Origin of the sequence: Gaetbulibacter sp. M235 (genome assembly GCF_043876835.1) — a bacterium.
Taxonomy (GTDB): Bacteria; Bacteroidota; Bacteroidia; order Flavobacteriales; family Flavobacteriaceae; genus Yeosuana.
This window is the reverse complement of the sequence record NZ_JBAWJZ010000003.1, coordinates 397,145-422,481: the sequence shown is the minus strand read 5'-3', so window position 1 is coordinate 422,481 and position 25,337 is coordinate 397,145. Positions and strand designations below refer to the sequence as shown.

22 protein-coding genes and 1 tRNA gene are annotated in these 25,337 nt (G+C 31.3%); 18 read left to right on the top strand and 5 right to left on the bottom strand.

The window, feature by feature from the left end; genetic code table 11:
• The first annotated feature begins 31 nt into the window (after window positions 1–31).
• The 3 genes from V8G69_RS07110 (at window position 32) to V8G69_RS07100 (ending at window position 5,146) form a co-directional block, all read left to right on the top strand.
• Window positions 32–271, top strand: coding sequence for a YozE family protein (locus V8G69_RS07110; RefSeq protein ID WP_394881135.1), 240 nt, complete (start codon window positions 32–34; stop codon window positions 269–271).
• A 296-nt stretch (window positions 272–567) separates the two neighbouring features.
• Window positions 568–1,911, top strand: a complete 1,344-nt coding sequence (locus tag V8G69_RS07105; protein ID WP_394881134.1) for a patatin-like phospholipase family protein — start codon at window positions 568–570, stop codon at window positions 1,909–1,911.
• A gap of 13 nt (window positions 1,912–1,924) precedes the next feature.
• Complete coding sequence (locus tag V8G69_RS07100) at window positions 1,925–5,146, top strand: SNF2-related protein (protein WP_394881133.1); 3,222 nt, start codon at window positions 1,925–1,927, stop codon at window positions 5,144–5,146.
• A 113-nt stretch (window positions 5,147–5,259) separates the two neighbouring features.
• On the opposite strand, the gene V8G69_RS07095 is transcribed toward V8G69_RS07100, so the two are convergent.
• Window positions 5,260–5,339: transfer RNA gene (locus tag V8G69_RS07095), tRNA-Leu, on the bottom strand.
• A gap of 144 nt (window positions 5,340–5,483) precedes the next feature.
• On the opposite strand from V8G69_RS07095, the gene V8G69_RS07090 reads away from it, so the two are divergent.
• The 3 genes from V8G69_RS07090 to pth all read left to right on the top strand — a co-directional run bounded on the left by V8G69_RS07090 (window position 5,484) and on the right by pth (window position 7,808).
• A complete protein-coding gene (locus V8G69_RS07090; RefSeq protein WP_394881132.1) occupies window positions 5,484–6,425 on the top strand; it encodes a ribose-phosphate pyrophosphokinase in 942 nt (313 codons plus the stop codon).
• Between the two features lie 55 nt (window positions 6,426–6,480).
• Window positions 6,481–7,104, top strand: a complete 624-nt coding sequence (locus tag V8G69_RS07085; protein WP_394881131.1) for a 50S ribosomal protein L25/general stress protein Ctc — start codon at window positions 6,481–6,483, stop codon at window positions 7,102–7,104.
• A 77-nt stretch (window positions 7,105–7,181) separates the two neighbouring features.
• Window positions 7,182–7,808, top strand: coding sequence for an aminoacyl-tRNA hydrolase (pth, locus tag V8G69_RS07080; protein ID WP_394881130.1), 627 nt, complete (start codon window positions 7,182–7,184; stop codon window positions 7,806–7,808).
• A gap of 30 nt (window positions 7,809–7,838) precedes the next feature.
• Here the strand turns inward: pth and V8G69_RS07075 are convergent, their stop codons facing one another.
• The gene (locus V8G69_RS07075) at window positions 7,839–10,586 is read right to left on the bottom strand and encodes a reprolysin-like metallopeptidase (RefSeq protein ID WP_394881129.1); all 2,748 of its coding nucleotides are present in this window, start codon (window positions 10,584–10,586) and stop codon (window positions 7,839–7,841) included.
• An 80-nt stretch (window positions 10,587–10,666) separates the two neighbouring features.
• Between V8G69_RS07075 and V8G69_RS07070 the strand changes: the two genes are divergently transcribed.
• The 12 genes from V8G69_RS07070 (at window position 10,667) to V8G69_RS07015 (ending at window position 21,518) form a co-directional block, all read left to right on the top strand.
• A complete protein-coding gene (locus V8G69_RS07070; RefSeq protein ID WP_394881128.1) occupies window positions 10,667–11,599 on the top strand; it encodes a bifunctional riboflavin kinase/FAD synthetase in 933 nt (310 codons plus the stop codon).
• 76 nt (window positions 11,600–11,675) lie between these two features.
• The gene (serS, locus tag V8G69_RS07065) at window positions 11,676–12,947 is read left to right on the top strand and encodes a serine--tRNA ligase (protein ID WP_394881127.1); all 1,272 of its coding nucleotides are present in this window, start codon (window positions 11,676–11,678) and stop codon (window positions 12,945–12,947) included.
• Between the two features lie 458 nt (window positions 12,948–13,405).
• Window positions 13,406–15,181 carry a tetratricopeptide repeat protein gene (locus V8G69_RS07060; protein ID WP_394881126.1) on the top strand — a complete coding sequence of 592 codons (1,776 nt, stop codon included), beginning with the start codon at window positions 13,406–13,408 and terminating at the stop codon, window positions 15,179–15,181.
• Between the two features lie 4 nt (window positions 15,182–15,185).
• A complete protein-coding gene (locus V8G69_RS07055; RefSeq protein WP_394881125.1) occupies window positions 15,186–15,695 on the top strand; it encodes a GNAT family N-acetyltransferase in 510 nt (169 codons plus the stop codon).
• 18 nt (window positions 15,696–15,713) lie between these two features.
• Window positions 15,714–16,031 carry a DUF4286 family protein gene (locus V8G69_RS07050; RefSeq protein ID WP_394881124.1) on the top strand — a complete coding sequence of 106 codons (318 nt, stop codon included), beginning with the start codon at window positions 15,714–15,716 and terminating at the stop codon, window positions 16,029–16,031.
• Window positions 16,032–16,057: 26 nt separating this feature from the next.
• On the top strand, window positions 16,058–16,831 hold the full coding sequence (gene rsmA, locus V8G69_RS07045) for a 16S rRNA (adenine(1518)-N(6)/adenine(1519)-N(6))-dimethyltransferase RsmA (protein ID WP_394881123.1): 774 nt from the start codon (window positions 16,058–16,060) through the stop codon (window positions 16,829–16,831).
• Window positions 16,832–16,850: 19 nt separating this feature from the next.
• The gene (gene mgtE / locus V8G69_RS07040) at window positions 16,851–18,224 is read left to right on the top strand and encodes a magnesium transporter (protein ID WP_394881198.1); all 1,374 of its coding nucleotides are present in this window, start codon (window positions 16,851–16,853) and stop codon (window positions 18,222–18,224) included.
• A 167-nt stretch (window positions 18,225–18,391) separates the two neighbouring features.
• Window positions 18,392–19,327 carry a 2-hydroxyacid dehydrogenase gene (locus V8G69_RS07035; RefSeq protein ID WP_394881122.1) on the top strand — a complete coding sequence of 312 codons (936 nt, stop codon included), beginning with the start codon at window positions 18,392–18,394 and terminating at the stop codon, window positions 19,325–19,327.
• 25 nt (window positions 19,328–19,352) lie between these two features.
• Window positions 19,353–19,811, top strand: coding sequence for a DUF1801 domain-containing protein (locus V8G69_RS07030; protein ID WP_394881121.1), 459 nt, complete (start codon window positions 19,353–19,355; stop codon window positions 19,809–19,811).
• Between the two features lie 28 nt (window positions 19,812–19,839).
• Window positions 19,840–20,211 (top strand): VOC family protein, encoded by a 372-nt coding sequence (locus V8G69_RS07025; protein ID WP_394881120.1) that lies wholly within the window; start codon window positions 19,840–19,842, stop codon window positions 20,209–20,211.
• Between the two features lie 108 nt (window positions 20,212–20,319).
• Window positions 20,320–21,084, top strand: a complete 765-nt coding sequence (locus tag V8G69_RS07020) for a TSUP family transporter (protein ID WP_394881119.1) — start codon at window positions 20,320–20,322, stop codon at window positions 21,082–21,084.
• A gap of 65 nt (window positions 21,085–21,149) precedes the next feature.
• Window positions 21,150–21,518, top strand: a complete 369-nt coding sequence (locus V8G69_RS07015) for an NINE protein (protein ID WP_394881118.1) — start codon at window positions 21,150–21,152, stop codon at window positions 21,516–21,518.
• A gap of 75 nt (window positions 21,519–21,593) precedes the next feature.
• Here V8G69_RS07015 and V8G69_RS07010 read toward each other — a convergent pair whose 3' ends face one another.
• The 3 genes from V8G69_RS07010 to V8G69_RS07000 form a co-directional block, all read right to left on the bottom strand.
• Window positions 21,594–23,429 carry a GNAT family N-acyltransferase gene (locus V8G69_RS07010; protein ID WP_394881117.1) on the bottom strand — a complete coding sequence of 612 codons (1,836 nt, stop codon included), beginning with the start codon at window positions 23,427–23,429 and terminating at the stop codon, window positions 21,594–21,596.
• Window positions 23,430–23,528: 99 nt separating this feature from the next.
• Window positions 23,529–24,779: an aspartate kinase gene (locus V8G69_RS07005; RefSeq protein ID WP_394881116.1), complete on the bottom strand. Its 1,251-nt coding sequence runs from the start codon at window positions 24,777–24,779 to the stop codon at window positions 23,529–23,531.
• Window positions 24,779–25,258, bottom strand: a complete 480-nt coding sequence (locus V8G69_RS07000; RefSeq protein WP_394881115.1) for a GNAT family N-acetyltransferase — start codon at window positions 25,256–25,258, stop codon at window positions 24,779–24,781. The genes V8G69_RS07005 and V8G69_RS07000 overlap by 1 nt, the downstream gene beginning before the upstream one ends.
• Window positions 25,259–25,337 lie beyond the last annotated feature (79 nt).

The window sequence follows — 25,337 nt, the reverse complement described above, 5'->3', positions numbered from 1 at the left end:
CATAATGTAAAAAAACTCAGTACCAATAATTATGACAATAAACAAATTTATTAAAGCTTGTGCTTCTTACGACAGTCCAATTGGAGATTTAGCAAATGACATTTTAGGTGACAAAAATTTTCCGTCAAGAAAATCTGAAAGAGAGATTTTAGAATATTTAGATACACAAACTATAAGAGGAGGAACAAATGATGTGTTTCAGCAATTTCTTGCTGAATATAGAAAGAAAAATAATATTAAGCCTATCAAAATTACTAGGAGAAAAAAATAGCAATACTTTATGTTGAGACTTGAGAATATTTGATTAAAATCCTCATAAATGATTTTCTATAAAACCGTCATTAAAGATTTCAGAGAACTTGAAAAAATGAATGAAATTATGTGGAGATTTCGCAAGGAAAAGAGGTTCTGAGCTATTTACTGTCAAACCTAATATAAATGGTGGAATGAGTATAACATTTTGCTCTCAAGAAGTTCAATTTGAATTTCTATTATCAATTAATGAAGAAATATAAACAATAGCTAATTAACTGAACCAATGTTTTAATCGATTAAAAAAATAGATATTTGACTGATAAGTATAAAATATTGTCATTAGATGGTGGTGGAAGTTGGTCATTACTTCAAGTATTAGCTTTGCAAGATATATTTAAAGGAAAATACCCCAATAAGGAAATAAAAGGGCATGAAGTATTAAGGCATTTTGATTTAGTAATTGCCAATTCTGGAGGTAGCCTGGTTTTAGCTGCATTAGCATGTAATTGGTCTTTCGAGCAGATACTAAGCTTATTTGATGATGAGACAATTAGGAATAGAATCTTCGAAAAACTCAAGTTTAGACAAAGATATTTTCCTGCTAATTTCATGAGATTATTTGGAATAAAATCTATTGGAACTCGTTACTCAACAACATCTAAAAAAGAAGCTCTTGAAAGCATATTAAAAGTTGATAACAAAAAGAAACTTAGTAATGTTACACTCTCAGAACTCCCAAATCTAATAGGAAAAGAGTCTCTTGAAATTATCGTTACTACATTTGATATTATAAATAAAAGAGCTAAACTTTTTAGGTCAAATAAACAAAGTAAAGCAAGAGCAGAAGTAATAGCAGGGGTTAATCATTTCGATGAAATTAATTTAGTTGAAGCTATTCATGGTGCTTCAAATGCACCAGTAAATTATTTTGACTTTCCTGCAATTTTTAGCTCAGAGGGGAATAAAAGAAGATTTTACCTTTGGGATGGAGCTTTAGGAGGATTTAATAATCCCGTTATGGCCGGTATTACAGAAGCTTTGGCAAATAATATAGACAGAGACAAGATTTGTGTGCTTTCAATAGGAACAGGAGGGAAAATAGTCTCCGATGAAGATTCAGATAATTTCAGAGATCAATATTATGGCACTTTATTAGGTAAGAAAGTTATTAGAACAGAAGATGGCGAAAAAATTGATTTTGAAAGAACTCTTAATTGGAAGTTATTGGGTTTTAAAATTAAAAAACCTAGAGTATTTTTCCGTTTATTTAAAGGGGCAAACTTTTATTCATCTACAATTTCAAATTTATCTCAGTCAATTTTATTTGAGCCTCAAACATGGGCATCATATAGTGCATATATAAGTTTATTCTCAGGAACGAATAGCCCTAATAACAACAAAAGATTTTTAAGATTATCCCCTCAAATTGTGAAAAGTGACAATTCAAATGAACTGATTAATAAGTTATACGATTTGGATATGGATGTCACCAAACAGGAAGAAATAGAGTTGTTGAAATCCTGCTATAGTGAATGGAAAAAGGGAAATATAAGAAATGAACCAGTTCAATGGACAAGGACTATAGAAGGTGATTATATTTTTGCAAAAGGGCATCAAACTTTTAAAAGTGCTTTTGATAATTTAGATTGGATTTAGTATTAATTAAAGGATGGAGGAAAAGCAGTTATCTTTTGATTTTGATGTAAAATATCGGCCTTTGAATAGATGGCCATTAAATGAAGAATTTCCGCTAAACATTAAAGATTATCAGACTGTAGAAGAAGTAGTTTTAGAAGACTTAGAATATTCAAAATCTTTTACCGTAATAACTGGATATACTTCACTTTCATATCTTATTGATACTTTTGGAAGTATTGATTATCCCAACCTTAAAAAAATTAGAATTGTTTTAGGATTTGAACCTAACAGTAGGGGAAGGAAAAATTATAGCTCAAAGTCTTTAGATAAAGAAATAAAAGAGTACTGGCTGAACCAAGAGCTATCAATTTTGCAAGGAGGAAGTATAATTAATCTTATTGAAAAGATAAAGAATGATGAAATTGTTTTTAAGTTTAAAAACAGACTTCACGCAAAGATTTATGTAAGTGATAGATTTGCCACTTTAGGATCTTCAAACTTTAGTAATAATGGGTTGAAAATTCAAACAGAAGCTAATATTCGAATAAGTAAAAATGTAGACTTAAACAAATATGAGAATATTGAATTAATAGCAGATAATTTCTTTAATCAGGCTACAAGTTATGACAAGATTATTGATTTGTTAAAGGAGTTAATACAAAAAGTAAGTTGGCAAGAAGCCTTGGCTAGAGCAATATCTGAAGTCATTGAAGGCGATTGGCTGAATGATTATAAAGAGCTTTTTAGCAAACTTGAAAAAACTAAATTATGGTCAACTCAATGGAATGGTCTTGCTCAAGCTATGAGGATTCTTCAAGAAAACTCAAATGTACTCATTGCTGATCCCACAGGATCTGGGAAAACTAAACTTTGTTCTGCTATTATTCTATGTTTAAAACATTGGTTATGGGAAAGTGGTAGGAGATTCAAAGATAATTCAGTAATTGTTTGCCCTCCTTTGGTAATGAAAAAGTGGGGCAGAGAGTTCAGAGAGTTATCAAATAATTCGAATCACCAAATATCTATGGGAATATTGAGTTCAAGTGAGACTATAAACAAAAAAGAAGCAATTGAAGATCTTAGAATTGCTAACATTTTAGCAATTGATGAAGCTCATAATTATTTAAATACAAGTACTAAAAGAAGTATATCTTTAAGAAAAAACAATGCAGATTTTAAAATTTTAATAACAGCAACTCCAATTAGTAAAAAAGTAGATGATCTTTTAAAACTTGTAGAGCTATTAGATTTAGATAATTTAGATGATAAAAGCTTCAAATCATATCAAGAATTAATTCAAAAGCCTTACCTACAACAGGAATCAAATTTAGAAACTTTAAAAAAGTTTATAAGTAAATTTACTGTTAGACGAACAAAAAGAGAAATGAATAGGCTAATAGATAAATCACCTGAAAGCTATATAAACAAATTAGGCCTTACATGCAGATTCCCAGAACAGAATCCACGTTACTATGACACTAATGAGACAGATGAAGATAAGGTTATAGTTGAGTCTATTGGAGAACTATCTAAAGAATTAAAAGGTATTACCTATTTGACCTCATTAGTAGCTCCTAGCTATGAGTTTTCAAACGCGGAAAAAATTCAAGAATACATAGATCGTCGTTTTTTTTCAGCCCAAGGTCTTTGTAAGTATAATATTAGAAAATGTTTGAGGTCTTCAAATGTTGCTCTTTATGAGCATATTTATGGAACAGAAAGGGCTAAACAGCAATATAAGTTTAAAACTTCGAAGAATGAAAACAAAGCTCGTGTTAATTCAATTGAAGCAATTATAGAAAAAAATCGATTACCAATTATAAGTAAAACATTTAAAGATTGTAAAATACCTGATTGGTATCAAGATAAATTGAAATTTATAGAAGCATGTAAAAAGGAAGTTCAAATATATAAAGATATTGCAGATTTGACACTCAAATTATCAGGTGAAAGAGAATTAGGAAAAATAAATTTACTAGCAGATATTTCTAAGAAACACAATAAGATTGTTGCATTTGATAGTACCGTGATTACTTTAAATTATTTTGAACATTTATTTAAAATATTTTATCCTAAGCAAAATGTTCTGGTTGCTTCTGGAGCAAATAAAAAAGATAGCGAAAGGGTTCTTTATAAGTTCGAATTAACCTCTGATGATAATATGGATACTATTGCTTTATGTTCAGATAAAATGGCTGAAGGGGTAGATTTACAGAAAGCTTCCGTTACTGTTTTATTAGATATGCCGAGTGTTTTGAGGGTAGTTGAACAACGCTTGGGCAGAATTGATAGGATGGACTCAACACATAAAAAAATATTAACCTATTGGCCTAATGACAGCGAAATTTATTCTCTTAAAGGAGACAAAAGACTAGTGGAAATTAATGATTTAGTTGAAAATACAATAGGGTCTAATATTAAAATACCTGATGAGCTAAACTACAAGCATTTTCAAAAAACAGATAGCATACAAGACATGGTTCAAGAACTTAAAGAATACTCTGAAAAGGATGGAACATGGGAAGGTGTCCATAATAGCTTTCAACCAATAATAAATCTCAAGGAAGGAAAAACCGCGATTATTAAAGAAAGTGAGTATAATCAAATTAGAAATACAAAAGCAACTATAAAGACAAGAGTTAGCTTTTTAAATAGTAAAAATAATTGGTGCTTTTTTGCTCTTAGGGGAAGTGAAACAAAAAGCTCTCGATGGTATTTTATAGAATTGAATAAAAGAAACAATATTTATACAGAATATCCAGAGGTTAGTGAAAAACTTAGAGAGTATATTGTTGGAGTTAGTGAAAGAAAAGAATGGGAAGATGAATACTTAAAGAAGTATATTAATATACTCAAGGAAAAAGAGATTGAATTGCTTGCCCCTAAGAAAAGGAGAGCGCTTATCGTGGCTAAAAATCTTTTGGAGAAGAAAATTAGAGGGAGGAAAGATGATGAGGTAAAAAAAAGAGTTATGAGAAAATTATTGAAGTTATTTGATTCTAAATTTGAAAGTGTTGATTTTGAAGCATTTGCTGAATTATGGATAGGTGTATTACAGCCTAGATTAGAAGAAAGAAAAGAAAGAAATAATATAAAAAGAAAAGTTTTTAACTTAAATAGCTTAATAAAAGGCACCGCTTCTAATTATGTTAACTTTACAATAGATGAACTATCTGAGATTCTAGAAAAATGCCCTGTATCTGAAAATATAAACACTAAAATTGCTTCTTGTATTATAAGTATTAAGGGGTAGAAGTAGTACTTACTAGAATATAAAAGACAAATTAGTCGTACAAAAATCGTACAAATTAAAAATCAAAAAATCCGTAAATAATTAATAATCAGTTATATTACGGATTTTATATGTACTCAAGGTGGGAATCGAACCCACACTCCGAAGAACCGGATTTTGAATCCGGCGCGTCTACCAATTCCGCCACTTGAGCATTTTGGATAGCAAAAATAAATATATTTTTTGTATTTCCTTTAAAAATAGCATAGAATATGTTATTCAGGTTAAAATAAATTTCTAAATTTGCACCTCGTTTAAAATCAGGTAGTCTTTTGTGCTAACTAACAATGTTTTAACTATGTCTTACATTATTACCGAAGCAAAAATTTTTAGTTGTACCCAAAGTACTGCTCTTGCTCAGAAAATCGCAAGTGCTTATGGCACAGAGCTAGGTAATGTCATTACATCAACTTATAGTGATGGAGAATTTCAACCATCATATGAGGAGTCAATTAGAGGAACAAGAATTTTTATCATAGGATCCACAAACCCTGGCCCTGAAAATTTAATGGAAATGTTGTTAATGATTGATGCTGCAAAACGAGCATCAGCAAGACATGTAACAGCAGTAATACCATATTTTGGCTGGGCAAGACAAGATAGAAAAGATAAACCAAGAGTACCTATTGCTGCAAAATTAGTGGCTAAAATGCTGGAAACAGCAGGAGCTACTAGAATTATTACTATGGATTTACATGCTGACCAAATTCAAGGATTTTTCGAAAAACCAGTAGACCATTTATTTGCATCAACTATTTTTCTTCCTTATTTGCAAAGTTTGAATCTTGATAATTTAATGATTGCTTCTCCAGATATGGGAGGTTCTAAAAGAGCATATGCTTATTCTAAAGCTTTAGAATGTGATGTAGTAATATGTTACAAGCAAAGAGCAAAAGCAAATATTATTTCACATATGGAGTTGATTGGCGATGTTAAAGGTAAAAATGTAGTGCTTGTTGATGATATGGTTGATACTGCTGGAACTTTAACAAAAGCGGCAGATTTAATGATGGAACGAGGAGCTTTAAGTGTAAGAGCAATTTGTACACACCCTATTTTATCAGGGAATGCGTACAAAAATATTGAAAGCTCTCAATTACAAGAATTAATAGTTACAGATTCTATTCCACTTAAACAAAAAAGTGATAAAATTAGAGTTTTAACTTGTGCTGATTTATTTGCAAGTGTGATGCACAATGTGCAATATAACAGATCAATAAGTTCAAAATTTATCATGTAAAAACTCCTTAAAATTTAAGGATTAAAAAGAGTATTAATAAACAATTATAAATAAAATGAAATCAATTACAATTAACGGATCTCAAAGAGAAAGCGTGGGTAAAAAAGCAACAAAAGCCTTACGTAATGCTGGTCAGGTTCCTTGCGTATTATACGGAGGAGATAAGCCACTTCATTTCTTTGCAGAAGAAATCGCTTTTAAAAATCTTGTATACACGCCTAATGCGCATACAGTTGTGATTACCTTAGAAAACGGTAAAACTTTCAATGCTATTTTACAAGATATTCAGTTCAATCCTGTTACTGATAAAATCATGCATGTGGATTTTTATCAGTTATACGAAGACAAAGAAATCACTATGAATATTCCATTAAACTTTGTTGGAAATTCTCGTGGTGTAAAAAATGGCGGTGTGTTACGTAAAAACCAAAGAAACTTACGTATTAAAGCATTACCAGCTAATTTACCAGACTTTATCGAGGTAGATATTACGCCTCTTAAAATTGGTGGTAAACTTTATATTACAGCTTTACAGAATGATGCTTATAAATTTATGCATCCAGATAACACGGTTGTTTGTCAAGTAAGACGTTCAAGAGCATCAGTAGATGTTAGTGACGATGAAGAAGAAGCAGTTGAAACTGCCGAAGCTTCAACACCAGAAGCTGCTCAAGAATAATTATTCTCAAATTAAATATTAAAAAGCATTCTGTAATATTCAGGATGCTTTTTTATTTTTACACAAACTAAACTTTTATGTATAAGTTTTTAATTAATTTTTTTAAAAGAAATCAACACATAGAAGCAACAGATATTATGAAGAAATATTTAATTGTTGGGCTGGGAAATATTGGCGAAAAATATGCCAACACACGCCACAACATAGGGTTTAAAGTTTTAGATGCATTGGCAGCTGAAGAAAATGTAGTATTTGAAACTCAAAAGTTAGGTGATATTGCTATTTGTAAAATAAAAGGGAAATCGCTGTTACTCTTAAAACCAAGTACCTATATGAATTTAAGCGGAAAGGCTGTTTTGTATTGGTTAACAAAAGAAAATATACCTTTAGAAAACGTTTTAATTATTACCGATGATTTAAACTTGGCTTTTGGAAGTATTAGACTTAAAACCAAAGGAAGTGATGGAGGACATAATGGATTAAAAGACATCCAAGACAAATTAAAAACCACAAATTATAATAGATTTAGATTTGGTATCAGTGATGATTTTAGTAAAGGAAAACAAATAGATTATGTTTTGAGTGAATGGAATTCAGAAGAGTCTGAAAAACTTAAAGAGAGACTTGATAAATCTATTGAATTAATAAAATCGTTTGTGCTATCTGGAGTAAATATTACTATGAATAGTTTCAATGGAAAATAAAAAAGGAAAGAATCAATCTTTCCTTTTTTACTATTCAATAATAAGCTTTTTAGTTGATTTTCTTAAACCATCACTTACATTCAAGATATACAAACCAGCTTGAACGTTGTTTAGTTTTATTTCTTGGTTAAAATCACCTGTATTTTGATAAGTATTCTTATAAATTTTTCTTCCTCTAATATCAAATAGTTCAACGTTTATTGTTTGTTTCAAAGCGTCATTAAACTTTACTGTAAATGAACCATTATTTGGGTTAGGATAGACGTTAAAATTAGTTAGTCCAAAATCATCAATGTTTAAGGGTGTGACATTATCGTAACATACTTCAATAGACCAACTATTTAAAGTGCCAACATCTCCAATACCACCATCACCTAGTTTTAATATCCAGTTACCTAAAGCATTTTCACCTTTCCAGTCACTGAGTGATGATATAGGCGATTTAAAAGTTAAACCATTACCAATAGTACCACAATCAATAGTTGCTCCATTATCGTCAAAGGTTGCAATAATATTGACGTCTTCATCTTGACAAGGACTGTAAGGTTCAAGAATATTCAAGAGTGTACCGTTTGGACTTTGCAAACCTAATAATACATCTCCAGGATATGGATGTGTTATATTAACTGTTAATTTTAAATTGGTAACAGAAACGGAAACAGGAACATTAACAAATGATGATTCTGTATAAACATTAGCATTATCAGTAATTGTTAAAGGCAAACTAGAATCTGTTGAAGCAAAAACATCGCAAGTAGGGGAAATTGAAAAGTCAATAGCAAAGTCTTTAGAGTTTATTGCAAAGAATTTATTATTAGTGGGTTCAATCATAACTCTGCAATATGCAGCAGGAATATTTGGGACAGTTATATTTTCACTTCCATCATTAGGAGTGTTTGATTTTAATACTGTGGGATAGGTTAATCCACCGTCAGTGGAAAGCAAAATATTTACATTTGAAGCTCCTGTCATTGTATTGGTATTATTAACATTCCAGGTTATTGTTTCGGTTGAACCACTAACCCAAGAGATTCCTGTAACAGATTGAGAAGTTACTTCAAAAGGGCCTTTGGTACCATCCCAATTTACAGTAACATTACCATAATTGTTGCTTCCTCCACCTGCTTTATTATCTCTAACAGTTAATCTAAAAACAGCACTTCTGGAAACCAATGGTATTTTTTCCCATTTTGTTCCGTTAACACCGCTATTTATTAAATCTGTTAATCTTGGAAAAAATCTAGTAGGTGAAGTAGTTGGTGAATATGACCTGAATAAAGGTTTATTGTTACTTGTAGAATTTGGGTCTGGATATGGATTTAAGGCATCATCTTCATTAAATTGTTCCCAACAGTAAGTAAGAATATCTGTTGCATCGGCATCTGTAGCAGAACCAACTAATTTAAAAGGTGTTCCTTTTGGAAGTGTTAAATTTGAACCAGCTGAAACTGTTGGTATATTATTTCCTGTTGCTGTCTCTATATCACAAGTTCTTGTCGAAACATGGCCCGTAACTTGTTGAATGGATATTGCGTGAAAATATGGATCGCTATGAGATTGTACATCAGTGTCAATTCCAGTAACTCCAGTATATCCCATAATTGTAGTACCACTTCCAGGTTCCATTTGGGCAATACCTGAACCTTCTGATGAATGACTAAATGTATGATTGGCTCCAAATTGATGGCCCATTTCGTGAGCTACAAAATCTATGTCAAAAGTATCTCCTTCTGGAATACCATCTGCTGCAGACGAATAGCCACTGCCTTTACCACCAATATGGGCAGCAGTTACACAAATACAACCAATACATCCTGCATTACTAGTGTCACCATCAACTGAGAATAAATGCCCAATGTCATAATTAGCTTCACCTATAATTGGGGTTAAAACATCATCTTGAAGTTCAATATTCCAGTATGTACCATTATAAACAGGATGATCTGTTGTTCCAATTGAACTTGGTGAATAAGGATCTGTGTTCGGGTCAGTATATACAATGTTATCGTTGTTTGCTATAAGAACCATTGTTACATTAAAGTCAGTCTCAAAAATACCGTTGACTCTTGTCAAAGTAGCCACCATTGCCGCATTGGCAGCAGCTTTAGTACCGCCATGAAACTGTGTGTATTCTCCTGTAACTGATAATGCTAAATCAAAGGTGTGAAGAGTTGCATTTGCTGACGTAGTTTTACTAGATAGATTTGATTTTGTTGTTTTAAAAGTATCTCCCATTTCATCTATGGTTTTACAGAACGAGGAATAATCTTTATTTAAGCTGTTTGTTTTTTTACCAATAACAATTTTTGAAATGTCTCCTTGTAATGGATTAATCATCATACTTTCGTCTGTTTCACCAGAAATTACAATACCGGTCAATCCTTTATAAGGAGATAAACTAAATCGCAGATATGAAGTAGGTGAATCAACACCATAACCTACATAAGATCTAATTTCTGGATATTTTGCTTGTAAATCTGGGTGCATTACAGAGGCTTCAAACACTTGGTAGTTTTCAAATTTACCCTTCAAATTAGGAAAACTCATAATTAAACTTGAAGATTTGGAGGTGTTTTTAAATCTTGCAGGTGCTTTTGATAGAGTTCTACTTAAATCTAAATAATCAAATTTGAATATTTTTTCTTTCTTTATTTTGTTAGAAGATGCTTTTGCATTTATACCACTATTACTTTCAATAAAGTATTTGTTTTGAGCAAAACTTGAAAAGGCAAATAAAAATATTGCTATTGAGAAAACATAATGTAGTTTTGCTTTCATATTTTTTATTAGGGCATCTTTTTTTAAAGATAATAACAAATCTAGCTTTTTTTAATGAAATTAGCAATTGAGTTTTTTTTATGAGGAAAATCAATAAAATAGAATCTTATAAACCAGTTAATGATACCGTAGTAACCATTGGGACTTTTGATGGTGTGCATCTTGGACATCAAAAAATCATTAAACGTTTAATTAATTCTGCTAAGCAAAACAATTTAAAATCTGTTATTCTAACATTCTTTCCACACCCAAGAATGGTATTGCAAAAAGATTCTGGGATTAAACTAATCAATACAATAGATGAGCGTACTAAAATAATTGACAAATTGGGTGTTGATTATCTGTTAGTTAAAAAATTCACAAATGAATTTTCACGTCTTTCGGCTGAAGATTTTGTAAATAAAATTTTAGTAAAAAAACTGCACGCAAAAAAAGTGATTATTGGATATGATCACAGATTTGGAAGAAACAGAAACGCCAATTTAGAAGACTTAAAGAAATTTGGAGAACTTTATAATTTTGAAGTTGAAGAAATAGCTGTTCAAGATATTGATGATGTAGCTGTTAGTTCTACCAAAATAAGAAAGGCATTAAATGAAGGAAATATAGAAAAGGCCAATAAGTATTTGGGTTATTGTTTTATGCTAACAGGAAAAGTTATTAAAGGTAAAGGGTTAGGTAGGCAATTAGGATTTCCAACGGCCAATATAGACATAAAAGAAGATTACAAATTAATACCAAAACAAGGATCTTACATAATTAGTGCTTCAATTAAAAACAAGGATGTTTATGGCATGATGAACATAGGAATAAATCCAACCGTTAGTGGCGATAAAGAAAGTATTGAGGTTCATTTTTTTAATTTTGATAAAGATATTTATAACAAAAAAATTCAAATTAATATGTTACATCGCCTTCGAGACGAAGTTAAATTTGAATCGGTTGAGGCTTTAAAAGCACAGTTGTTTAAAGATAAAGAAACCTCACTTGCCTATATAAAAACCAAGCTTTAATTAATTGGATTTTACCTTTAAAAACCAAGCTGAATTTCTTAGTAATTCCCTAAATTTGTCACTTAAATTTTAAAACATGTTACAAGTACCTTTTATTAGAGAAAATAAAAATTTGGTAATTGCTGGATTGGCAAAGCGAAATATTGATGCTACAAAATTAATTGAAGAAGTTATTTCTGTTGATGAAGAAAGAAGACGTATTCAAACAGAATTAGATGGTTTATTAGCAGAATCAAATTCTCTCTCAAAAGAAATTGGTAATTTGTTTAAATCTGGCGAAACTCAAAAGGCAAATATCTTAAAAGAAAAAACCAGTCAAATTAAAGAGGTCACAAAAGAGCTTAATGAAGCCTTAAATGCAAAAGCAGAAGCATTAAGTCAATTGTTATACAAAATACCTAATATTCCGAATGCAATTGTTCCTTTAGGAAATTCTGCTGAAGATAATGAAGAAGTTTATAAAGAAGGAGATATACCAGTTTTGCATGAGGGAGCTTTACCTCATTGGGAATTAGCCAAGAAATATGATATTATAGATTTTGAATTAGGCAATAAAATTACAGGTGCTGGTTTTCCGGTTTATAAAGGAAAAGGAGCAAAACTTCAACGTGCTTTAATTACATATTTTCTTGATAAAAATACTGAAGCAGGTTATACAGAATATCAATTACCTCTTTTAGTAAATGAAGCATCAGGATTTGGAACCGGGCAATTGCCAGACAAAGAAGGGCAAATGTATCATGTTACAGAAGATAATTTGTATTTAATTCCAACTGCTGAGGTTCCTGGAACCAATATATTTAGGGATGTTTTACTAAACGAAAGCGATTTACCAATTGGCATTACTGGATATACGCCATGTTTCCGTAGAGAAGCTGGAAGTTACGGCGCACATGTAAGAGGTTTAAATAGATTGCATCAATTTGATAAAGTTGAAATCATTCGTATTGAGCATCCAAATAAATCTTACCAAGCTCTTGATGGTATGGTGAATCATGTAAAAACCATTTTACAGGAATTAAAATTACCATATAGAATTTTAAGACTTTGTGGGGGTGATATGGGTTTCACATCTGCTTTAACGTATGATTTTGAAGTATTTTCTACGGCCCAAAACAGATGGTTAGAAATTTCATCTGTATCAAATTTTGAAACTTTTCAAGCCAACAGGTTAAAACTACGCTTTAAAAATAGTGAAGGTAAAAACGAATTGCCACATACACTAAATGGTAGCTCATTGGCATTGCCAAGAGTACTTGCGGGAATATTAGAAAATTATCAAACGGAGAAAGGAATTGTTATACCAGAAGTATTACAAAAATATACAGGTTTTTCAATTATTGATTAATCATAAAAAGCAATCTTTATATTACAAAATAGCAATATAAAAAATTAATAATCGATTAAGTGTTAAAAAAATCAGGTTATTCAACGATTTTTTATCATTTTCTTTTGAATTTTCATATTTATTTTAGAAGTTAGCGCAACCAAATCTAGTTAACCTAAAAACCATGAAAAACCTTAAAAGAATCTTTCTGCTTTTATTACTTGTGTTTTTTGCCAGTAAGGTTTTATTTTCAGATTTCGAATTGTCAAAATCTGAAAATAAAACTGCATCTGTGGTAATAAATAAATAGGGATTAAATTCAATTTAAGAATGTCCCCAATCTAGTAATTTTTTCGTTTTTTAAAATTAGCGGAAATTAATAGGTATTTATTTAGGTTGGTAAATGCCCGAATTCTATTCGGGCATTTTTTATAATAATATTTACAGTATCTACAAAGCACATTCCTTATATTTACCTTATGAGATTCATTTTTATAATATTAGTCTTTGTAAGTGTAAATGTGTTTTCGCAAGACGACATTTTTGCAAAAGATTATTTTGAAAATGGTGAATATGAAAAAGCATTGGTAGAATACAAAAAGCTCTATGCAAAATCGCCTACAAACACCATCTATATTTTTCAATTAATAAACACATATCAGCAATTAGAAAAGTATGACGATGCGGAGCAATTTTTAACGAAGCTTTTAGAAAAGAATAATTACCCAGCTTTTTTAGTAGAATTAGGGTACAATTATCAGTTAAAAAACAATTTAGAAAAGGCAAATGAATATTACTCTAAAGCACTGGCAAGTTTAGATATAAATGTGAATAATGTGTTTAATGTTGCTAGAAGTTTTCAAAGCCATTCCCTGCTAAATGAAACATTAGCTGCCTATGAAAAAGCATCAACTCTTAAGCCAGATTTAAACTTTAATCTTCAAATGGCCCAAATTTATGGCGAACAAGGAGACATTGAAAAAATGTTTAATAGTTATATTGATTTTGTTCAGAATAACGAGGTTGCCTTAAACAATATTAAACGTGCCATAAACGATTTTATAAGTGAAGATGCTTCTAATGAAAATAATGTCCTATTAAAAAAAATCATACTAAAAAAAGACCAGCAAGAACCAAATGTTCTTTGGAACGATATGCTTAGTTGGTTATTTATTCAGCAAAGAGAATTTGGTAAAGCATTTATTCAAGAAAAAGCTATTTTCAACAGAAAACCAGAAAGTTTATTAAGAATTGTAGAGCTTTATGGTATTGCAATGAATGAAGGGGATGATGAAGTTGCGAAAGAAATACTTAATTATTTAATTAATACCGCTCAAGATTTAGAAACTTTAATAAGCGCTCATTACAATTTACTTCAAATAGAAACCAAAGAAAGTTTAGCTAAAGATTACCAAAAAATAAACTCAGAATATTTAGCCTTGTTTAATGAGTTCGGAACCTTTTCACAAACTTTAGATTTGCAAATTGCTTATGCACACTTTTTGGCTTTTTATTTGAATCAAACAGAACAGGCAACCACCTTTTTAGAGAAATCGCTTAACCTGCCTATAAATGATTTACAAAAAGCACAAATTAAATTAGAACTTGGTGATATTTATGTTTTAAAGGAAGAATTTAATACGGCTTTATTATATTACACCCAAATTCAGCGAAGCTTAAAAAACAGTACTATTTCTCAAGAAGCAAGATTTAAAGTTGCTAAAACAAGCTATTATAAAGGCGATTTTAATTGGGCGGAATCTCAGCTTAAAATTTTAAAGGCTTCAACCTCGCAACTTATTGCAAATGATGCCTTAGATTTAAAACTTATTATTTCAGATAATAAGTATGAAGATTCTCTTCATGTCGCATTAAAATTATTTGCAAAGGCCGATTTAATGTCGTTTCAAAATAAAAATGATGAAGCCATTTCGTTATTGGACACTATTTTAAAAAACCATAAAACAGAAAGTATTGTGCCACAAGCCTTATATAAACAAGCGAAATTATTCGAAAAGAAAAAAGAATACGTCAAAGCTGAAGCAAACTATTCAAACATTCTAACCAATTATAAAGATGGAATATTAGTTGATGATGCAAGTTTTGCTTTGGCTAATTTATATTCTACCTACTTGTCTGAACCAGAAAAAGCTAAAGCATTATACGAAGATATTGTGTTTAATCACGCCGACAGCATTTACTTTATAGAAGCCAGAAAAAAATATAGAGCTTTACGCGGTGACGCCATAAATTAAAATTATGATTATTGCAGAAACCAATCGTCTTGTAATATCAAAAATATCTCTTGAAGACGCTCCTTTCTTTTTAAAATTGGTCAATACACCAAACTGGATTAAGTATATTGGTGATAGAAATTTAAAAACTATTAAAGATGCTGAAGTTTATTTAACCAATGGCATATTAAAAAGTTATAAAGAGCTAGGGTTTGGTTTTTACAAATTGCAAAACAAATTTGATAATGAATCCATTGGGATTTGTGGTTTAGTTAAAAGAGAACAATTAGAAGAAGTGGATTTTGGCTTTGCTTTTTTACCGGAATTTGAAGGACAGGGTTTTGGCTTTGAGGCATCAACTGCAATTTTAAAATTAGCTCAAGAAAAATTTCAGTTAAAAAAACTTTTGGCAATTACATTACCAATTAATTCTAATTCAGTAAAATTACTTGAGAAGTTAGGCTTCACTTACGAAAAAAAGGTAAAACCTTTTGAAGATGATGAAGAACTCCTGTTATTTGCAAAACAATTATAGAGATAGTAAAAATAAATCATGATAATTTATAATGTCACATCAAACATTGATGAAAGTATTCATCAACAATGGTTAGAATGGGTTAAAAACCATATTCCGCAAGTGCTTTCCACTGGCCATTTTACTGAGGCTAAACTTACGCGGGTTTTAGTTAAAGAAGATTTAGGAGGAGTTACATATTCAATACAATATAGAGCAAAATCAAGAGAAGCTTTAGAATTATACTATAAAAATGATGCCGATAGATTAAGACAAGATGCTTTAAAAAATTTTGGAGATCGCGTGTTGTCTTTTAGGACAGAACTTGAAATTATTGATGAATATACAGTAACCTAATAGTTACTTAAAAAAACACCTTAATTATGACCGTAAAAGCAAAAAAGCATTTAGGACAGCATTTCTTGACCGATGAAGGTATCGCCCAAAAAATTGCAGATACACTTACTTTAAACGGCTACAAATCTGTTTTAGAAATTGGTCCGGGAATGGGTGTTTTAACCAAGTATCTTCTTAAAAAAGAATTAACGACCTACGTTATTGAAATAGATACAGAATCTGTTGACTACTTAAAAGCAAATTTTTTAAACCTTGCTCCAAGGGTTATTGAAAAAGATTTTTTAAAGTATGATTTAAATGAAATTTTTAAAGGAGAATCATTCGCTATCATAGGCAACTTTCCATACAATATTTCAACACAAATCGTTTTTAAAATGTTGGAAATGAGAAACCAAATTCCAGAGTTTTCTGGTATGTTTCAAAAGGAAGTTGCACAACGAATTTGCTCAAAAGAAGGAAGTAAGGTATATGGAATTTTATCTGTTTTAACCCAAGCATTTTATAACGCAGAGTATTTATTTACCGTGCCACCATCAGTTTTCAATCCACCACCAAAAGTTGATTCAGGCGTTTTAAGACTAACAAGAAAAGAAAATTATACATTGCCTTGTGATGAGGCATTATTATTTAAAGTTGTAAAAACAGCTTTTCAACAACGCCGAAAAACGCTTCGTAACAGTTTAAAAACATTCAATTTAAGCGAAAGTTTAAGAGAAGATGTTATCTTTGACAAACGTCCGGAACAATTAAGTGTTCAGCAATTTATTTTGTTGACACAGAAGATTGAAAAAGACATTTAAAACCAATAATTTTTTCAATTTGTTAGAAGAAAACGAGAACATACAGTTTCAACTTAGCGATGAACTTATTGAGCAGGTCGAATTTTTAGTCGAACAAAAAAACGACAAAGAATTACAAAAGCTTTTAAACGGGTTTCACTATGCTGATATTGCCGAAATTCTAGATGAGTTAAATCTAGATGAGGCTATGTATGTTATAAAGCTTCTAGATTCTGAAACCACATCTGATGTCCTGATGGAATTAGATGAGGACAATAGAGAAAAAGTATTAAGAAACTTATCAGCAAAGGAAATTGCTGAAGAAATTGAAGAGCTTGATACAGATGATGCCGCCGATATTATTGCAGAACTTCCTGAAGAACGTCAGCAAGAAGTTATTTCCAACATTGAAGATGAAGACCACAAAGCTGAAATTAGAGAACTTTTAGCCTATGATGAAGATACAGCTGGTGGGCTTATGGCAAAAGAATTGGTTAAAGTTTATGAAACTTGGACGGTTGCCGGTTGTTTGCGTCGAATTAGAGGTCAAGCTAAAGAAGTGACTCGGGTTCATTCCATTTATGTTGTAAACAAACAGAACAGACTTATAGGCAGACTTTCTTTAAAGGATTTAATTGTTGCAAAAAGCGATCAAAAAATATCAGACATTTATATTAAAAGTGTTGATAGTGTAAATGTTCATGATGATGCAGAAGACGTTGCAAAAGTGATGCAAAAATATGATTTGGAAGCCATTCCTGTGGTTGATAATCATCAACGCCTTTTAGGAAGAATCACTATCGATGACATTGTAGATGTCATGAAAGAAGAAGCTGAAAAAGATTATCAATTAGCAGCGGGTATCACCAGTGATGTAGAAGCAGATGATAGTATTTGGGAACTTACAAAAGCACGTTTACCATGGTTATTAATAGGCATGTTTGGAGGTATAGGTGCCGCAACCATAATCACCAATTTTCAAGTAGTCATGAAAAGCTATAGTATTCTTTTAATTTTTGTTCCTTTAATTCAAGCAACTGCCGGAAATGTAGGGGTGCAGTCTTCAGCTATAGTAGTACAAGGTTTGGCTAATGATACTATAAAAGGCGAAATACTAAAACGCTTGTTTAAAGAGTTTTTGCTAGGATTAGTTAATGGTATAGCTATTGCATTTGTAGCAATTATAATCAGCCATTTCTTTTTCAGAACAGATTATTTGGTTTCTTTAACCCTTGGAGCAGCGTTAATCACTGTAATTATTATTGCAGCGTTAATAGGAACATTCATTCCTATTTTTTTAGATAAACGCGGGATTGACCCAGCAGTAGCAACAGGACCTTTTATCACAACAAGTAATGATATTTTTGGAATCCTGCTTTACTTCCTAATAGCAAAACTTATTCTAGGGTTTTAAATAAGTTGGGCGTTACCCTATGGGTCGCGCTTTTCGTTACAATCTTTTGCAAAAGCAAAAAGATTTTCTCTTCAAATACGTAGCATTCACAATTTTATTAATTTGAAATAGTTTGATGAGTAATCGCTAACGCAAAACTTTGTAAATTTGCTGGATATTTACTGTACATGAAAATACTTCATCTAGATACTAACCATCCACTATTGATAAGCCAACTCAATGATTTAGGTTTTACAAATCATGAAGATTACACGTCTTCAAAAGAAGTTATTGAATCAAAAATTTCAGACTACGATGGTATCATTTTAAGAAGCAGATTCACTATTGATAAACAATTTCTTGATGCAGCCACTAACTTAAAATTTATTGGTCGTGTTGGTGCCGGACTAGAAAACATAGATTGTGATTATGCCGAAAAAAAAGGAGTCTCTCTTATTGCAGCACCCGAAGGAAATAGAAATGCAGTAGGTGAGCATGCTTTAGGAATGTTACTTTCTTTATTCAATAAGCTAAACAAAGCAGATGTCGAGGTTAGATTAGGCAAGTGGTTACGTGAAGATAATCGTGGAGTTGAACTTGATGGAAAAACAGTTGGAATTATTGGTTATGGCAATATGGGAAAGGCTTTCGCAAAAAAACTTCGAGGTTTTGATGTTAAGCTTATTTGCTATGACATCAAAGAAAATGTTGGCGACGAAAATGCCAAACAAGTATCTCTTGCAGAATTACAAGAACAAACTGATGTTATAAGTCTTCATACACCACAAACGCCATTAACTTTAAATTTGATAAATGCTGAATTAATTAATCAGTTTAAAAAACCATTTTGGTTTATTAATACAGCTCGTGGTAAAAGCGTTGTGACTCAAGATTTGGTAGAAGCACTCAAATCTGGAAAAATACTAGGGGCAGGTTTAGATGTTTTAGAATACGAAAAAGCTTCTTTCGAAAACTTATTTTCTTCTGAAATGCCAGAAGCCTTTCAATATTTAATCAAAGCCCAGAATGTTATTTTGTCTCCTCATATTGCTGGTTGGACCATTGAAAGCAAAGCAAAATTGGCTCAAATTATAGTAAATAAAATAAAAGCAAAATTTTGTTAACTTTAGAAATCTAAAAAGTTGCAAAATGACATACAGTGCCAATACTCCTGAAGAGTATATTTTACAATTGCCAGAAGATAGGCAGGCTGTAATAAGTAAACTTCGCAATACTATCAAGGAGAATCTTCCTAAAGGTTTTGAAGAAGCTATAAGTTATGGAATGATTGGTTTTGTGGTTCCTCATACAAAATATCCTGCAGGGTATCACTGTTCGCCCGAATTGCCTTTGCCTTTTTTAAATATCGCATCACAAAAGAATTTTGTTGCTGTATATCATATGGGAATTTATATTAAAAAAGAATTATTCGATTGGTTTATAAACGAATTTCCAAAGTACAGCAAGACCAAATTAGATATGGGAAAAAGTTGTATCCGTTTTAAAAAAATGGATGATATTCCTTATGAATTATTAGGTGAACTTGCCACAAAAATGACTGTAGATGAATGGATACAAAGTTATGAATCTGTTTTAAAAAAGAATTAATATTTAGCAACCTATAATACCTTGAAACATGAAATTAGGAGCATTTTCAGCAAGTCTTAGTGTTAAAGACATTAAGGCATCTAAACAATTTTACGAAACACTTGGGTTTAATGTGTATGCAGGACAAATGGAGAAAAACTATCTTATCATGAAAAACGGCAATGCACTTATTGGCCTTTTTCAAGGCATGTTTGAAAATAATATTTTAACCTTCAATCCAGGTTGGGATGAAAATGCAAATAAAGTAGAACCTTTTGATGATATAAGGGATATTCAAAAGCACTTAAAGGCGAAAGGTATTAAACTTGAAAAAGAAGTTGATGAAAGTAATTCAGGTCCTGCAAGTTTTATGGTGTATGATCCTGATGGTAACGTAATACTTTTAGACCAACATGTTTAATTATCGTGAAGAGAATTTGGTTGGATATTAGATAATGATGAAAATAAAGTAGAACTTTGGGAACCTATAGACAAAGCTTTTCAATAAATACATAATTTAAAATCTATATTGACTTATTTAGAAATTCTCCAATCCTATAATTTATCATTCTTGCAATGGGCAGCTATTGGTTTAGCTGTTTTTTTATTGGGATTATCAAAAGCGGGTATTAAAGGAATTGGAATTATTATAGTGGTAATTCTTGCCTTTGTTTTTGGTGAAAAAACATCAACAGGAATTTTATTGCCCATGTTAATTTGTGCCGATATTTTAGCGGTTATTTATTACAATCAGCATGCACAATGGAAATACATTTTCAAATTATTGCCCATGATGGTTGTTGGTGTTTTGGTTGGCGTTTGGATGGGAAACGACATTTCTGAAGCAATCTTTAAAAGATTAATGGCTATTATCATAATTGGTTTGGTAATTCTAATGTTTATTTCAGAAAGCAGAAAATTAACAGCAGTGCCCAAAAGCAGATTTTTTTCTTGGATTATGGGTTTTTTGGCGGGCTTTACAACCATGATTGGTAATTTGGCAGGACCAGTTTCAAATATTTATTTTCTGGCAACAAGGCTTCCTAAAAATGAATTTATAGGAACAGCAGCTTGGTTATTTTTTATTGTCAATGTTTTTAAGTTACCGTTTCATTTTTTTGTTTGGAAAACAGTAAGTGTGGAGACGCTGGTTTTAAATTCGGTTATGATTCCAGTGGTTGTTCTTGGGTTTTTTGTAGGTGTAGCTATTGTTAAATTGATTTCAAATTTAAATTACAGACGATTTATTTTAATTGTTACAGCCATTGGTGGGGTCATTTTATTGTTTAGATAATAGGGAAAATGTTTACATAGAGATTTTTTTATTACTTTTAATTGTTTAACCAAATAAAAACCATCATGGCAGAAGAAAATAATTTTAGCGATGACCTTAAAGATAAGGCCAAAGAATTTACAGAGGAAGCAAAAGAATCAGCTTCAGAATTTACAGAAAGCGCTAAAGAAACTTTTACAGGAAGTAACAAAAAAATATTGGCAGGCGTACTTGCTATATTATTGGGAGCACTTGGTGTTCATAAATTTATTTTAGGATATACTAAAGAAGGGATTATTATTCTTGTAATCACTTTAATTCTTGGAATAGCAACTTGTGGCATTGCAGGTTGGGTTATGAGTATTTTAGGATTGATAGAAGGGATTATTTACCTAACAAAATCAGACGAAGAGTTTTACAATATGTACCAAGTAGGTAAAAAGCCTTGGTTTTAATGAACTGATATATTAATAAAAAAAGCCCAAAACTTGTTTTGGGCTTTTTTATTATATTTTTTGAGCTGTTTATGGTTACAAGTTTTCTTCGTTATTCTCTGTAAGCTTGCGTTCCAGTTCTGCCTGGAACTCTTCCATAACAGGTTTTACGGTGCTTTCGGGTAAGTCGGCAATTTTAATGTACATTAAGCCATCAACCGAATTATTAAAAAGTGGGTCAACATTAAAAGCTACCAACCTTGCATTTTGTTTGATATATTTTTTAAGAAGCACCGGTAAACGCAATGCTCCTGGTTCTATCTCGTCAATAACTTTATCGAATTTATTTAAATCGGCTTCAGTTTCATCAAACACAAAATCTTTATCGGCATCTTTAAGTTTTACCTTGAATTCTTTTTTAGGATGAACATATTGCGCCAAATACGGATCGTAATAATGAGATTTCATAAACTCAATCATGAGAGATTTTGAGAAATTTGAAAACTGATTGCTGATACTTACGCCTCCAATTAAAAACTTGTGTTCAGGAAAACGAAGCGTCGTATGCACAATACCTTTCCAAAGTAAAAATAAAGGCATCGGTTTTTGCTGGTATTCTTTAATGATAAACGCACGTCCCATTTCAATGGACTGGCTCATCATTTTGTATAGTTCGGGTTCAAATCTAAAAAGGTCCTGAAGGTAAAATCCATCAATACCAAATTCGGCAAATATTTTTGAGCCTAGACCCATTCTGTAAGCGCCAGCAATAAGTTTGTTTTCATCGTCCCAAAGAAACATATGGTGGTAATAGGTGTCAAACTCATCAAGATCAATGGCTTCATTGGTACCTTCGCCGACTTCTCTAAAGGTTATTTCTCGTAACCTGCCAATCTCTCTTAAAATGTTAGGAATTTTATCGGCCTGGGCCAAAAACACTTCGTAGTTTTTACTTTGCAATAACCTAAAATCTCCTTTTCTAAGTTCTTCAACCTCTTTAGTCATTACCTCTTGTGAGATTGGAGTCACAATACGTTTTGGGATTTTTGTCACTTTTAAAGAAGAAGAAATATTGTCTAATATTTTTGACTTCTCCTCAAAAGAGTTTGAAAGCATATAGGTTTTTCGCCTTAAAAAATCGCAGAATTCTTCAAGTGTTGCATGTTCTTTTTGATCGGCTACCGAAATAGGTTTTCCAATTCTAACTTTAATAACCCTTCGTTTTTGCGTTAATAATTCTGAAGGCAGTTTAGCGGTTCTTAACGTGTCGCTAATTTGTGAAAGTTTATAAAAAAGTCTGCTGTTTTTGGCATGAAAATAAATTGGAACCACAGGAACTTCTGCTTTTTTAACCAGTTTCATGGCAGCTTCTTCCCAAGGTTTATCTACAACAAGTTTTCCGTCTCGATACGTTGAAACTTCTCCCGCAGGAAAAATACCAAGTGGATGACCTTCTTTTAAATGTAAAAGAGAATTTTTAAAACCGGAAACACTAGACTTCACATCTTTTCTGTCCTCAAAAGGATTTACAGGCATGATGTAAGGTTTTAATGGTTCAATTCTATGCAACAAAAAATTGGCAATTATTTTAAAATCTTTACGCTGTTCAAGCATTAATTTTAATAATAAAATGCCATCAATACCTCCAAGTGGATGATTAGAAATGGTAATGTAAGCACCTTCTTTAGGTAATCGTTTTAGGTCCTCTTCCGGGATTTCAAATTTAATTTCAAAATCGTCAAGGATACTATTTAAAAAAGTGAGGTCTTTAAGGTGTTTATTACGTTTATAAATCTTATTAAGCGTCGAAATTTTAAGCAACTTAATAAGCAACCAACCAATAAAAGTTCCTAGGAACCCATAGTTATCTATATTGATAACTTTAGCAACTTCTTTTGCCGAAACTAAGCCTGGTTCTACTTTCTTGGTCATATCTACAAACCTAATCAATTTTTTTATTTTTTTACTCTAATATTTCAGCTCTGTTTGAACATTTTCAATTAAAAAAAACCAAAAAAACTCTTTAAAAAGTTAAAGCGTTACAATTTGAACAGTTCCTTGGGTTAACTGCTTAAGCAATATGGTTTTACCGTGCTCTAATTGTTGAATAGAACTTTCAGAATAATTTCTGATGGTGTAAAGTGATACATTTTCGTGACATGTTACGTTAAATTTTGCTTTTAAATGATGCAATAATTTTTCAAGATTGTTGTAAATATTATCTACACAAACTGAGAAACTAATGGCTGAATTTTGAATAACATCTACCTTCATTTTATATAAATGGAGCAAACTAAAAATCTCACTAATATTTTCTTCTACTATATATGAGAAATCCAGAGAAGATAAAGAAATCAACACCTGATTTTTCTTTACTATAAAACAAGGAATGTTAGGTTCTAACGGAGAGCCTTTGCCTACTTTGGTTCCAGGTTCTTCTGGATTAATAAAGGATTTTACATACAATGGAATTTCTTTGCGCTGTAATGGTTGCAATGTTTTTGGATGAATTACAGAAGCACCATAAAAAGCTAATTCAATAGCTTCTCTATATGATATATTATTAAGCAATTGTGCGTTTTCAAAATAACGTGGATCTGCATTTAAAACACCTGGAACATCTTTCCAAATGGTTACGCTTTCGGCATTTAAGCAATAGGCAAAAATGGCTGCTGTATAATCACTTCCTTCTCTGCCAAGTGTAGTGGTAAAATTATTGGAGTCACTACCTAAAAATCCTTGTGTAATATTTAATGTTGAGGTGTTAAAATTTGCATTTATCAAACTTTGAGTATCATCCCAGTTAACGTTTGCTCGCCTGTAATAGTTGTCGGTTTTTATAAATTCCCTAACATCCAGCCATTGGTTTTTTAATCCAATTTCATTTAAATAGTTACTTATAATAAGGGTTGAAACCAATTCTCCATATCCAATAATTTGATCATAAACAAAATTATAATCAGGAGATTTGTTGCTGTTTAAAAACCTGTTTAGTTCATCAAACAAGTTTGATATATCTTTAAAAACAGTATGCTGTTCATTTTCAAATAAGTCCAGAAGAATGGCATTATGGTATTTTTTTACTTCTTGTAAAGAGCTTTGAAGTTCATTTTTGTTATTAAAGTAATTGTGTATAACAACCTCTAAAGCATTGGTTGTTTTACCCATAGCAGAAACCACAATCAAAGTGTTTTTATAACCAACTTTTTTTAAAACTGACGCTAGATTTTTAACGCCATTGGCATCTTTTACTGAAGCACCACCAAATTTAAATACTTGCATTACAGTTTAGAAATATAATTTTTTATTGCCTGTTCATTTAAGTGTACCACATTCCATTCACGCATCACATGAGCGCCATTTTTTTCATAAAAAACAATAGCTGGCTCGTTCCAATCAAGCACTTCCCAGTTAATACGTTTTACACCTAAATGGTAACCATATTTTACAACTTCATCCAACAGTGCAGAACCTATTCCTGTACCTCTCATGGTTTCATTTACTATTAAATCTTCTAAATGCAGAGCTTTACCTTTCCAAGTGGAATATCGATTATAAACTAAAGCCATTCCTTCAATGCTGCCATTAACTTCTGCAACAAAGCAATGAAATGCAGGATTTTCACCAAATCCATCATTTTCTAAATCGGTTAAGGTTACTTCCACAGCATCTGGCTCTTTTTCAAAAACAGCTAATTGTTTGATTAGATTTAGAACCTGAGGCATGTCATTTTTACTAGCAGTTCTTATAGTAAAGTTCATAGTATTAAATTTAATTCAAAGATAGGTTAAAGTTATTTATTTAAAAACGTCATTATTTAACTAAAACGTTGTAGTTCAT

Coding starts and splice junctions, on each gene's coding strand:
- V8G69_RS07110 (WP_394881135.1), top strand. CDS start 32: ATGACAATAAACAAATTTATTAAAGCTTGTGCTTCTTACGACAGTCCA.
- V8G69_RS07100 (WP_394881133.1), top strand. CDS start 1,925: ATGGAGGAAAAGCAGTTATCTTTTGATTTTGATGTAAAATATCGGCCT.
- V8G69_RS07090 (WP_394881132.1), top strand. CDS start 5,484: ATGTCTTACATTATTACCGAAGCAAAAATTTTTAGTTGTACCCAAAGT.
- V8G69_RS07085 (WP_394881131.1), top strand. CDS start 6,481: ATGAAATCAATTACAATTAACGGATCTCAAAGAGAAAGCGTGGGTAAA.
- pth (WP_394881130.1), top strand. CDS start 7,182: ATGTATAAGTTTTTAATTAATTTTTTTAAAAGAAATCAACACATAGAA.
- V8G69_RS07075 (WP_394881129.1), bottom strand. CDS start 10,586: ATGAAAGCAAAACTACATTATGTTTTCTCAATAGCAATATTTTTATTT.
- V8G69_RS07070 (WP_394881128.1), top strand. CDS start 10,667: ATGAGGAAAATCAATAAAATAGAATCTTATAAACCAGTTAATGATACC.
- serS (WP_394881127.1), top strand. CDS start 11,676: ATGTTACAAGTACCTTTTATTAGAGAAAATAAAAATTTGGTAATTGCT.
- V8G69_RS07060 (WP_394881126.1), top strand. CDS start 13,406: ATGAGATTCATTTTTATAATATTAGTCTTTGTAAGTGTAAATGTGTTT.
- V8G69_RS07055 (WP_394881125.1), top strand. CDS start 15,186: ATGATTATTGCAGAAACCAATCGTCTTGTAATATCAAAAATATCTCTT.
- V8G69_RS07050 (WP_394881124.1), top strand. CDS start 15,714: ATGATAATTTATAATGTCACATCAAACATTGATGAAAGTATTCATCAA.
- rsmA (WP_394881123.1), top strand. CDS start 16,058: ATGACCGTAAAAGCAAAAAAGCATTTAGGACAGCATTTCTTGACCGAT.
- V8G69_RS07035 (WP_394881122.1), top strand. CDS start 18,392: ATGAAAATACTTCATCTAGATACTAACCATCCACTATTGATAAGCCAA.
- V8G69_RS07030 (WP_394881121.1), top strand. CDS start 19,353: ATGACATACAGTGCCAATACTCCTGAAGAGTATATTTTACAATTGCCA.
- V8G69_RS07025 (WP_394881120.1), top strand. CDS start 19,840: ATGAAATTAGGAGCATTTTCAGCAAGTCTTAGTGTTAAAGACATTAAG.
- V8G69_RS07015 (WP_394881118.1), top strand. CDS start 21,150: ATGGCAGAAGAAAATAATTTTAGCGATGACCTTAAAGATAAGGCCAAA.
- V8G69_RS07010 (WP_394881117.1), bottom strand. CDS start 23,429: ATGACCAAGAAAGTAGAACCAGGCTTAGTTTCGGCAAAAGAAGTTGCT.
- V8G69_RS07005 (WP_394881116.1), bottom strand. CDS start 24,779: ATGCAAGTATTTAAATTTGGTGGTGCTTCAGTAAAAGATGCCAATGGC.
- V8G69_RS07000 (WP_394881115.1), bottom strand. CDS start 25,258: ATGAACTTTACTATAAGAACTGCTAGTAAAAATGACATGCCTCAGGTT.